Origin of the sequence: Nitrosomonas sp. Is37 (genome assembly GCF_033063275.1) — a bacterium.
Classification (GTDB): Bacteria; Pseudomonadota; Gammaproteobacteria; order Burkholderiales; family Nitrosomonadaceae; genus Nitrosomonas.
Map to the genome: position 1 here is coordinate 1 of NZ_JAWJYP010000006.1, position 11,766 is coordinate 11,766.

The following is an 11,766-nucleotide window of genomic DNA, read 5'->3' on the forward strand; positions in this document are numbered from 1 at the left end:
AAAAAGTTGAAGAAGATTTGGGTGGATGGGGGCTACAGCGGCCGCCTTGTGGAGTGGGCTGCAGAACAATTTAAATTATGTCTGGCAGTAGTGTTGCGCCCCAGGGAAGCCAGAAAATTTACATTGCTGCCCCGTCGCTGGGTAGTCGAGCGTACCTTCGGCTGGCTTAATCATTCGCGCCGACTTAGCAAAAGCTACGAGTGCCTAACGCGTACAGATGAAACTTGGATTTACATCGCTATGACCCGTATTATGTTGAGGCGATTAACCTAGAGCAGGAGTTTCCAAACAGCTTCTTAGTGGCTGTATGAAGTATAGATTGATGATTGATTTAAGGGTATTAGACGCTAGTTGCAGAACTTTTCACCTTTAGGAACAAAACGTTCAAGCCCTAATAATAATCTTTTTCAAAAGAAATAAGCACAGGATCTGAATTATACAATTCTTGATGTCAAATTTGACATCAAAAGTGTATTTTCAGTAATTTTGATAAAACTTCTTTGCTCTACTCCGTAAGAGTAATATAAACTGCTTAGTCTGATTACCCGCGTTTAGCAATAATCAGATTAATGACAGTGTTAATCTTTACTTTTATAAATTACAGCTGATTGAGAGTATCAATGTCGCTTAATTAGTAAAGTATTGATTAAGCGCTAAAAGTTTTTGATATTTTATTTTGATGGAATGTCACTTAAACGAATCAAATAATTTATACAAAGCATGTATTAAATCGATAAGGAACATTAATTATGAATGATACTTAATCATCTGATTATTTCCAGATCAGATGACTTATAAAAATGAGAGAGCTTGGCGGTGACCTACTTTCACATGTGATAACACACTATCATCGGCGCAACTTCGTTTCACGGTTCTGTTCGGAATGGGAAGAGGTGGTTCCAAAGCGCTATTGCCGCCAAGCATAACCTTTTATGTTTTAAAGTAGATTAAAACAAATAAACTTTTAATTGAATTTTTATATCAAGAAATAATAATAATAAATAATAACTTATTCTCAAAATTATAGGATCAAGCCGCACGGCCAATTAGTATCGGTTAGCTTAACATATTACTATGCTTCCACATCCGACCTATCAACGTTGTAGTCTTCAACGAGCCTTCAGGGGGATTTACTCCCCGGGAAATCTAATCTTGTGGCAAGTTTCCCGCTTAGATGCTTTCAGCGGTTATCTCTTCCGTACTTAGCTACCCGGCAATACGACTGGCGTCATAACCGGTACACCAGGGGTACGTCCACTCCGGTCCTCTCGTACTAGGAGCAGCCCCACTCAAATTTCCAACGCCCACGGCAGATAGGGACAAAACTGTCTCACGACGTTTTAAACCCAGCTCACGTACCACTTTAAATGGCGAACAGCCATACCCTTGGGACCGGCTACAGCCCCAGGATGTGATGAGCCGACATCGAGGTGCCAAACTCCCCCGTCGATATGAACTCTTGGGAGGAATCAGCCTGTTATCCCCGGCGTACCTTTTATCCGTTGAGCGATGGCCCTTCCATACAGAACCACCGGATCACTATGACCTGCTTTCGCATCTGCTCGACTTGTCAGTCTCGCAGTTAAGCACGCTTATGCCATTGCACTATCAGCACGATTTCCGACCGTACCTAGCGTACCTTCGTACTCCTCCGTTACCCTTTGGGAGGAGACCGCCCCAGTCAAACTGCCTACCATACACGGTCCCCAATCCAGATCATGGATCTAGGTTAGAACCTCAACAACACCAGGGTGGTATTTCAAGGACGGCTCCATATACTCTGGCGAGTATATCTCATAGCCTCCCACCTATCCTACACAAGCATTGTCAAAATCCAATGTAAAGCTACAGTAAAGGTGCACGGGGTCTTTCCGTCTAGCCGCGGGTAGATTGCATCTTCACAAACATTTCAACTTCGCTGAGTCCCAGGAGGAGACAGTGTGGCCATCGTTACGCCATTCGTGCAGGTCGGAACTTACCCGACAAGGAATTTCGCTACCTTAGGACCGTTATAGTTACGGCCGCCGTTTACCGGGGCTTCAATCAAGAGCTTGCACCCCATCATTTAACCTTCCGGCACCGGGCAGGCGTCACACCCTATACGTCCACTTTCGTGTTTGCAGAGTGCTGTGTTTTTATTAAACAGTCGCAGCCACCTTTTCATTGCAACCTCTTTCAGCTCCTCGTGCGAAACGATTCACTTACTTAAGGCACACCTTCTCCCGAAGTTACGGTGTCAATTTGCCGAGTTCCTTCTCCTGGGTTCTCTCAAGCGCCTTAGAATTCTCATCCTTCCCACCTGTGTCGGTTTACGGTACGGTCTTTACATAACTGAAGCTTAGCGGCTTTTCCTGGAAGCATGGTATTACTCACTTGGCACCCCGAAGAGTGTTTCGTTATCACGTCTCAACTTAGCCGCCCGGATTTGCCTAAGCAGCATGTCTACACGCTTCAACCAGGACATCCAACACCTGGCTGAGCTAACCTTCTCCGTCCCCGCATCGCATTATGTAAAGGTACTGGAATATTAACCAGTTTCCCATCGGTTACGCATTTCTGCCTCACCTTAGGGGCCGACTCACCCTGCGTCGATTAACGTTGCACAGGAAACCTTGGGTTTTCGGCGAGGAAGCTTTTCACTTCCTTTATCGCTACTCATGTCAGCATTCGCACTTCCGATACCTCCAGCAATTTTTACAAATCACCTTCACAGGCCTACGGAACGCTCTCCTACCATCCGCACTTACGTGCGAATCCCTAGCTTCGGTGTATAGTTTAGCCCCGTTACATCTTCCGCGCAGGACGACTCGATCAGTGAGCTATTACGCTTTCTTTAAAGGATGGCTGCTTCTAAGCCAACCTCCTGACTGTCTATGCCTTCCCACTTCGTTTACCACTTAACTATATCTTTGGGACCTTAGCTGAGGGTCTGGGTTGTTTCCCTCTCGACACCGAACGTTAGCACCCGATGTCTGTCTCCCATGCTCGAACTCTTTGGTATTCGGAGTTTGCAATGGTTTGGTAAGTCTCAATGACCCCCTAGCCATAACAGTGCTCTACCCCCAAAGGTTATACATGAGGCACTACCTAAATAGTTTTCGGAGAGAACCAGCTATTTCCAGATTTGTTTAGCCTTTCACCCCTACCCACAGCTCATCCCCTAATTTTTCAACATTAGTGGGTTCGGACCTCCACGAAGTGTTACCTTCCTTTCATCCTGGCCATGAGTAGATCATCTGGTTTCGGGTCTACACCCAGCAACTTAATCGCCCTATTAAGACTCGCTTTCGCTACGCCTCCCCTACTCGGTTAAGCTTGCTACTGAATGTAAGTCGCTGACCCATTATACAAAAGGTACGCAGTCACCCCATACAGGGCTCCCACTGTTTGTATGCATGCGGTTTCAGGATCTATTTCACTCCCCTCCCGGGGTTCTTTTCACCTTTCCCTCACGGTACTTGTTCACTATCGGTCGATTACGAGTATTTAGCCTTGGAGGATGGTCCCCCCATCTTCAGACAGAATTTCACGTGTTCCGCCCTACTTTTTTCAATCCTAGTTCCACATTAAAATTTTCGCCTACGAGACTATCACTCTCTATGGTTCAACTTTCCAGAAGATTTGACTAATTCTAATGCTAAAGATTGATGGCTCCTCCCATTTCGCTCGCCACTACTTTGGGAATCTCGGTTGATTTCTTTTCCTCTGGCTACTTAGATGTTTCAGTTCGCCAGGTTCGCTTCACTCACCCTATGAATTCAGGTGAGGATGACCCTTGCGGGCCGGGTTTCCCCATTCGGAGATCTCCGGATCAAAGCTTGTTTATCAGCTCCCCGAAGCTTATCGCAGATTTCCACGTCCTTCATCGCCTGTAATCGCCAAGGCATCCACCGCATGCACTTATTTGCTTGATCCTATAATTTTGAGAACTTCTTTTTCTTGATACACAACTCCAGAATTTCAAGTATTATCTAATTCTTCCGATAATATCTCATGCTTAAACAAATATTAATTTTATTAATCTAATTAATATTTAGATTTCAGCTTTTCTCAGTTCTGAATCTGTTTGATATACAATCTACTTTTAATCTACTTCTTCTATTTTTTAAAGAGCATAGTCAAAACAAACAACCAGATACGAGCTTACCTCTAATGATTTTGCGAGATTTCTCTCTTTCCATTAAAATTAAAACATAGTATGGTGGAGGTGAACGGGATCGAACCGATGACCCCCTGCTTGCAAAGCAGGTGCTCTCCCAGCTGAGCTACACCCCCTATTTGGTGGGTCTGGGTGGACTTGAACCACCGACCCCACGCTTATCAAGCGTGTGCTCTAACCAACTGAGCTACAGACCCATAAAGGATCCTATTTTAGCACAACCTTTCGCATCGTATCTGATTTGTTTTTTTAACTTTTTAAACAACCAATAAATTGTAGGCGCTTAGCAATATTTCATTAGAAAGGAGGTGATCCAGCCGCAGGTTCCCCTACGGCTACCTTGTTACGACTTCACCCCAGTCATAACTCTCACCGTGGCAAACGCCCTCCTTGCGGTTAGACTATCTGCTTCTGGTGAAAACTACTCCCATGGTGTGACGGGCGGTGTGTACAAGACCCGGGAACGTATTCACCGCGACATGCTGATCCGCGATTACTAGCGATTCCGACTTCACGGAGTCGAGTTGCAGACTCCGATCCGGACTACGACGCGCTTTCTGAGATTAGCTCCCCCTCGCGGGTTGGCAACCCTCTGTACGCGCCATTGTATTACGTGTGAAGCCCTACCCATAAGGGCCATGAGGACTTGACGTCATCCCCACCTTCCTCCGGTTTGTCACCGGCAGTCTCACTAAAGTGCCCAACTTAATGATGGCAATTAGTGACAAGGGTTGCGCTCGTTGCGGGACTTAACCCAACATCTCACGACACGAGCTGACGACAGCCATGCAGCACCTGTGCCTCGATTCCCTTTCGGGCACTTTCACATCTCTGCGAAATTTCGAGCATGTCAAGGGTAGGTAAGGTTTTTCGCGTTGCATCGAATTAATCCACATAATCCACCGCTTGTGCGGGTCCCCGTCAATTCCTTTGAGTTTTAATCTTGCGACCGTACTTCCCAGGCGGTCAACTTCACGCGTTAGCTACGTTACCTAATCTTTAAATAGATCCGACAACTAGTTGACATCGTTTAGGGCGTGGACTACCAGGGTATCTAATCCTGTTTGCTCCCCACGCTTTCGTGCATGAGCGTCAGTGTTAACCCAGGGAGCTGCCTTCGCCATCGGTGTTCTTCCACATCTCTACGCATTTCACTGCTACACATGGAATTCCACTCCCCTCTGTCACACTCTAGTCATATAGTTTCAAACGCAATTCCCAGGTTAAGCCCAGGGATTTCACATCTGACTTATACGACCGCCTGCGCACCCTTTACGCCCAATAATTCCGATTAACGCTTGCACCCTACGTATTACCGCGGCTGCTGGCACGTAGTTAGCCGGTGCTTCTTATGTCGGTACCGTCATTCGTTATGGATATTAGCCACAACTATTTCTTCCCGACCGAAAGAGCTTTACAACCCGAAGGCCTTCTTCACTCACGCGGCATGGCTGGATCAGGCTTTCGCCCATTGTCCAAAATTCCCCACTGCTGCCTCCCGTAGGAGTCTGGGCCGTGTCTCAGTCCCAGTGTGGCTGGTCGTCCTCTCAGACCAGCTACTGATCGTTGCCTTGGTAAGCCTTTACCTTACCAACTAGCTAATCAGGCATCGGCCGCTCTAAAAGCACAAGGTCTTTCGATCCCCTGCTTTCCTCCTCAGAGATTATGCGGTATTAGCACATCTTTCGATGCGTTATCCCCCACTTTAAGATACGTTCCGATGTATTACTCACCCGTTCGCCACTCGCCACCAGGGTTGCCCCCGTGCTGCCGTTCGACTTGCATGTGTAAAGCATGCCGCCAGCGTTCAATCTGAGCCAGGATCAAACTCTTCAGTTAAATTTAATTCTATTTGCTCAGCTTTTAGTATATATTTAGCATTAATATACTAATCACCTTGTATACTCTTAGTGATTAATTTGTTAACCAAATTAATTATATTTACTAAGCGCCTACATTTATTGGCTGTTTATTTTTAAAGAGCTTGTTGCTTTCGTTTTTTATTTCGTCTCAAGCAACAGAGAAATGAATTATACAGACCCTAATTTTTTCGTCAAGCTTTTGAATCATTTTTTTGCAAAAAGATTTTTCAATCAGCGAATATAACAAGCTTAAATTCATTATTTGTTTGCAAATTCAATGAATTATATGCCAATCAAAAAATTTACAGCTTATTGTTTCATCTTTACCCGTTGTTACTACTTTGCAAAGATTAATTGAGTTCGCTACCAGATAATGCGATACCCCCCCTGACACCCTGCATAAAATCAATCTATATATAGCTTTTTAGTTAGTGCTATAAATTAGATTAGATAGCCGACTTTCTCTCCGAATGCTATTCCCCCTTAACTTCCAGAGTAATAATTAATTCTCGCTCAGTAACTGGCCAGATCAATTTTAATTTGACTGCCTGCATAATCTTTTCATAACCTCCTTCCGATTGAGATACGGAAAAGTGAGGCTGCGCATATAATCTGATTGGAACAGACGTACTAATCAATAATGCACCTTGCAGAACAACATCTTCCATTGTAATGTTAGTTACATCAGCTAAATCCAGAACTCGTCCAAAACCGCCCAACACCGTCGATTCATCTTTAACATAACATCCACCTGGGCCATCGCAACTGGGCATAGCTAAATTGATCTCGGTTTCCATATGACCCACCAAATTCCCAGACAAGTCATATGAAACTAAAATACGGTTGCCAGAAAGCTCTAATTCCTTAACTACTTGACATTGATCAGTTTTGGACACAAAACGGATACGACACTCATCATGTGATTCGAGCTGATAAATCAGCGATACCCTGTTTAGGCTGTCATAAAATAAGTTTTGCGCATGGATGTCAATCTCTAAGTCAGAAAGGGTAATTTGATCCTTGAAATTGATCCGATCATGCGCAGACACAATTCCTGCACTGTTATGTTTTGGTATTTCATGCGCATCTGGTTGTATTTTGCAGTAGTAATGCTCTATTTGGCGACGCAGCGTGTCACCAAAATTATGCTCAAGCAGATAGGCATCAAATTCACATATGCTCGCACTTCCATCGAGTTTAGCTACAACCTGGAGCATTCCATTATGCAAATAAGCCTCTTCCACACCGTCCAGATCAGTGTCTTCGATAAAAAAAGCAGGGCGTGGCGCACAGGCATCCAGCAAAGCTTCCAATTCGACAATATTATTGTATATAGCTCGCCGTAGGTGAGGGAGATACAGACCACCAAATAAGCCATGCCAATAAGCATCATTGGCCTGTGCTGCATACAGTTTTTGTCGCATCGCATTAGTAGACTGTGTTACTGGCAGCGCAGCAAAACGGGCAGAAAGGGATAGCATACGCTTGTGCATCCAGTTCGATTCGGGATAGCGAGTAAAAAAGTTTTTCCAGATACCCCCTCGTAGAAACGATTTATTATGTTCATACCAGCCAGCTGCTTTTGCCTGGGATACCAGATCAGTATAAGCATTAGCTGGCCCAGCAGGGAGCGTCCACTCATTCATCTCAATGTAGGAGGTAGTCGGCAGATAAATTATTCCATGAGATTTTTCTAAAGCATGATAATCATGATAATGCCGAGGAAAAATTTTGGGAGAAGCAAGTACGCCCTGAATAAATTGCTCAAGCCAGCCATTCTCATATACCCACTGATAGGTCTCAGGCCAGATGCCAAATTTCTCGATGTCGTCAAAATAAACAGCGGCAATACCTTTGTTTGTCGTTGAGTTTTCAACCAGGGACTCGATATACGCCACTGCTTCATGCACTGGAGAAAAAGGTAGCTTATAACGAAGTGTTTCAGAAATAGGAAAAAGATCCAGCACGCGACCGTCTTCTTCAGTGGTAAAAAAACCACTGAGCTCCGCTTTGGTTTTACCTGCGCAAATAAAATGATAATCATCTACGATTGCATAGCGAATACCACAGTCTACCAGCGCGGGCACCACTGTTGATTCCCATACCCGCTCGGTCAGCCAAGCACCCTGAGGACGCTGCCCGAATCTGTTCTCTAACTTCCTGGAAAAAGTCTCGATTTGCCCGATACGATCCCGATTGGGAATAACTGCTAATATTGGTTCAGTTTCTCCCGCACCGAAAAGCTCCACTTGTCCCCGCATGACCATATCACGTAACAAAGCCATATCAGCGGGGTAATGCTCAAACAAGAAATCAAGTAACCATCCTGAAAAATGGAGAGCAAACTTAAAATCTGGATAGCGATACAAAACCTGTAAAAAAGGCCTATAGCAACGCACATGTGCATCGACCAAAACTTCAGCAAAATTACCAACCGGCTGATGCGCATGAACACCAAATAGTAAAGATATAGACTGAGACATCACTAAATTTCACTCATTTTGTGCTAGGGATAATTTGAAGCTCCTAAACTATATATTTCTTATTTTTATTAAAATAATTTATATATTTGGAGCCCATTCTTTTCAACTTAACTAGACTTACGATGAACGCCGCATCGTTTCAATCACTCCAGTATATCGTCCACCACGGCTGATAGGCTCAAGCACGATTGCGGGCACAGGCAGTTTCAGCAAACGATAGAGGTTGGCAAGATTTTTGCGAAACAGTTGATCAAAGCTAGCAACTGTCTGTGGAGAGTTATAATCACCAAACCACCAGAACCAGTCCGAACTCTCACATGATGCAAGCTGTTGTTCTGCCAATAATTTCTCTTCATCCGTCAGACGCCCGCTCTTCATTACAAGATCATAACTCTGTTTAGCCGCACACAATAGATCCCAGGCTAAATTTTTATCATGATCACCTATCCAAGTTGAAAAAGTGCCGTAAACCCAACTTCCTGCTGCTAGCGCAGGTAAAATTTTGGTTTCAGCCTGCGTATAAGTTAAATTCACAATATAGTCACGATAAGTCGTTGTTTGAATGAACGAGTGATTTTCAAGTAAATCGTAAAGATCAGTAAGAAAATAGTAACCATTATAAGGATAAGATTCCCAAGCATTTTCACCATCGAGAATGACACTTACAATTGGATACGTAACCGCTTGCACCTCCTGATGAATTTTTTCAAGCGTATGAACAAAATTCTCTGCTGCATCGCGTCCAAACCATTTTGAGTATTCGAATCCGATCATATCGGATAATTTGTCATCACGAAAAAAACAAAATATCCCTTTTTTTTCATCCGATACCCGGTAGGGACGGTAAAGATAGTTACTCCGATCTGGTAAAGATTGATCCGGATACGATTTATGCAAACTGTTAATCAATACACCCTCACCACTGGCGCTCCACTGGCAGTCCAATTCCATGAAGATATCCAGCAAAGCTTTTGACATGGCCCCCTCAGCAGGCCAGATACCCGCAGGCTGCATATGGAAGCGCTGCTTGTGACTATTGATGGCTGTTTTTACATGAAACGTAACGCGTTCACGCCCCCCTGGATAGATTGCATTCGAAGGTAAAGTAACATCAGGAAGACTATCACGAGCTGACGAGAAATCAATCAGTAAGGGGGCCAGCGGATGAAAATGAGGCGTAGTTGATAATTCGATTTGACCCTTGGCAGCAAGTTCACGGTAACGTGGAATCAATTCCTGGATAAGTTTTCCAATAAGATTGAATAATTGCAATCTATCTGCATAGCTGAAATTTTTACCTTGCGTCATGAGCTTTACCACGATCTCATGACTTCGCCGCACACTTTCCCCCATCCATGCAAGGTGGTACCACGTTAACAAATCAGCCAGGTACTGACCGGAAACATAGATTAAATCCTTATCCCCGTGCCCTTTCAACATATCGTACAAATCACGCAAATGTTGATAAGGCGGATAAGGTTTCAACATGGTGGCATGATTGCTCTGAAAGCAGCTATTCAATATAGCCAAGCGTTCATTTACCGTGATCCTATTCAGATCAGGAATAGCAAGTAAGCGCAATAATGGATCCCGTATTTTTTTCTGTGTAAACTGGTGAGCATAATCTTCAATTTGATCCAGCAATATTGGCACAAAATTGACGATCGCTTTGACACGAGGATGTTGTTCGAGATGATGCGCCATGTCAGTGTAATCTTTGATTGCATGCAGATATACCCACGGCAGCACAAATTCACCTGTTTCATGGTCCCGATAATCGGGTTGGTGCATGTGCCATAGTAAAACGAGATTCAGTGGTTTCATGACCTAAAAGCAGATTGTCTAATTACTTAAAAGAAATCTAAATACATGAGTAAGGGCAATATATTGGCACATTCCATAGTATACAATGCCTATTCTGCTACCATGATAATGAGCTCAGGCTTGCATTACCTTCTACTACCCCCCTCTTTTAGATTTTCTTTAACGAATATAGTGTATGCTTTGACCTAGCATTTCCGGCGTAATGAGTGTTATCCCCTTTTTTGTTACATAGAATCGCTTACTATCTTCTTCTGGATCGAATCCAACTTTCAATCCTTCGGGTATGACGCAGTTTTTTTCAACGACTACTCGCTTCAAATGTACGTGCCGACCTATGTCTACATTGGGAAGCACGACCGAGTCCTCGACGCCCCCATAACTGCGAACCTGAACATTGGAAAATAATAATGAGCGACGAATAGTTGCACCACTAATAATACAACCTCCTGAAACCATAGAGTCAAGTGCATGCCCTCGTCGATCCTCATCATCAAAAACAAATTTAGCAGGCGGTAATTGTTCTTGGTAGGTCCAGATCGGCCAGTCTTCATCATATAGATTCAGATCAGGCGTTACTGTCGTAAGATCAATATTGGCTTCCCAGTATGCATCCACTGTTCCCACGTCGCGCCAGTAAGGAACACCTGCAGCCATATTGACACAACTGCTCTGGAAGCTATGCGCATAAACACGATGATTGCTGACCAGGTACGGAATTAAATTTTTACCAAAATCGTGCGAGGATTGACTATCATCGTGATCGCGAATCAATTGCTCAAACAGAAATGAAGCATTAAAGAGGTAAATACCCATACTAACCAATGCACGATCCGGCTGTCCTGGCATGGGGGCGGGATTGTCTGGTTTCTCAGTAAAATTAGTAACATGCCATTTATCGTTTACAGCCATAACCCCAAAAGCAGAGGCTTCTTCCAGCGGCACTTCCAAGCAAGCAACAGTAATGTCCGCTCCTCTTTCTACATGCTCGGCAAGCATTCTACTGTAATCCATTTTATAGACATGATCGCCACCTAATATCAGAACATAATTAGGATCATGATAACGCAAGATATCAAGATTCTGAAAAACAGCATCTGCGGTACCTTGATACCAGGTTTCTTCAGTTCGCTGTTGCGCTGGAAAAAGCTCAACATATTCTTTGAACCGCCCATCAAGAAAACTCCAGCCGCGCTGGATATGGCGAATCAGACTCTGCGCTTTGTATTGAGTAAGAACTCCAATACGCCGCACACCCGAATTGACACAGTTGGACAGTGGGAAATCTATAATGCGGAATTTACCGCCAAACGGAACCGCTGGTTTAGCACGCCAGTCTGTTAGATGATGCAAACGGCTGCCACGTCCGCCTGCCAGTATTAATGCAAGCGCATTATGTGTAAGCATTCAATATCTCCCGATCTGAGAAGATCCATCTACT

4 protein-coding genes, 2 tRNA genes and 3 rRNA genes are annotated in these 11,766 nt (G+C 44.2%); 1 reads left to right on the plus strand and 8 read right to left on the minus strand.

The annotated features are described in order from the left end of the window. A partial coding sequence (locus R2Q26_RS04075; protein WP_317535095.1) for a transposase occupies nt 1–273 on the plus strand: 273 nt, incomplete at its 5' end. Between the two features lie 535 nt (nt 274–808). Here the strand turns inward: R2Q26_RS04075 and rrf are convergent. From rrf to glgC, 8 genes are all read right to left on the minus strand, one after another. After that, nucleotides 809–921 (minus strand): 5S ribosomal RNA (gene rrf / locus R2Q26_RS04080). A gap of 104 nt (nt 922–1,025) precedes the next feature. Further along, nucleotides 1,026–3,914 (minus strand): 23S ribosomal RNA (locus R2Q26_RS04085). A gap of 285 nt (nt 3,915–4,199) precedes the next feature. Further along, a tRNA-Ala gene (locus R2Q26_RS04090) sits at nt 4,200–4,275 on the minus strand. Nucleotides 4,276–4,279: 4 nt separating this feature from the next. Continuing rightward, a tRNA-Ile gene (locus R2Q26_RS04095) sits at nt 4,280–4,356 on the minus strand. A 104-nt stretch (nt 4,357–4,460) separates the two neighbouring features. Beyond that, nucleotides 4,461–5,998 (minus strand): 16S ribosomal RNA (locus R2Q26_RS04100). The 16S, 23S and 5S rRNA genes sit together here with 2 tRNA genes alongside, the layout of an rRNA operon. Before the next feature lie 496 nt (nt 5,999–6,494). Continuing rightward, nucleotides 6,495–8,504, minus strand: coding sequence for an alpha-amylase/4-alpha-glucanotransferase domain-containing protein (locus R2Q26_RS04105; RefSeq protein WP_317535096.1), 2,010 nt, complete (start codon nt 8,502–8,504; stop codon nt 6,495–6,497). A gap of 117 nt (nt 8,505–8,621) precedes the next feature. Further along, on the minus strand, nt 8,622–10,328 hold the full coding sequence (locus R2Q26_RS04110; RefSeq protein WP_317535097.1) for a glycoside hydrolase family 57 protein: 1,707 nt from the start codon (nt 10,326–10,328) through the stop codon (nt 8,622–8,624). 159 nt (nt 10,329–10,487) lie between these two features. Continuing rightward, nucleotides 10,488–11,732, minus strand: a complete 1,245-nt coding sequence (gene glgC / locus R2Q26_RS04115; RefSeq protein WP_317535098.1) for a glucose-1-phosphate adenylyltransferase — start codon at nt 11,730–11,732, stop codon at nt 10,488–10,490. Between the last annotated feature and the right edge of the window lie 34 nt (nt 11,733–11,766).

Coding starts and splice junctions, on each gene's coding strand:
- R2Q26_RS04105 (WP_317535096.1), bottom strand. CDS start 8,504: ATGTCTCAGTCTATATCTTTACTATTTGGTGTTCATGCGCATCAGCCG.
- glgC (WP_317535098.1), bottom strand. CDS start 11,732: ATGCTTACACATAATGCGCTTGCATTAATACTGGCAGGCGGACGTGGC.
- R2Q26_RS04110 (WP_317535097.1), bottom strand. CDS start 10,328: ATGAAACCACTGAATCTCGTTTTACTATGGCACATGCACCAACCCGAT.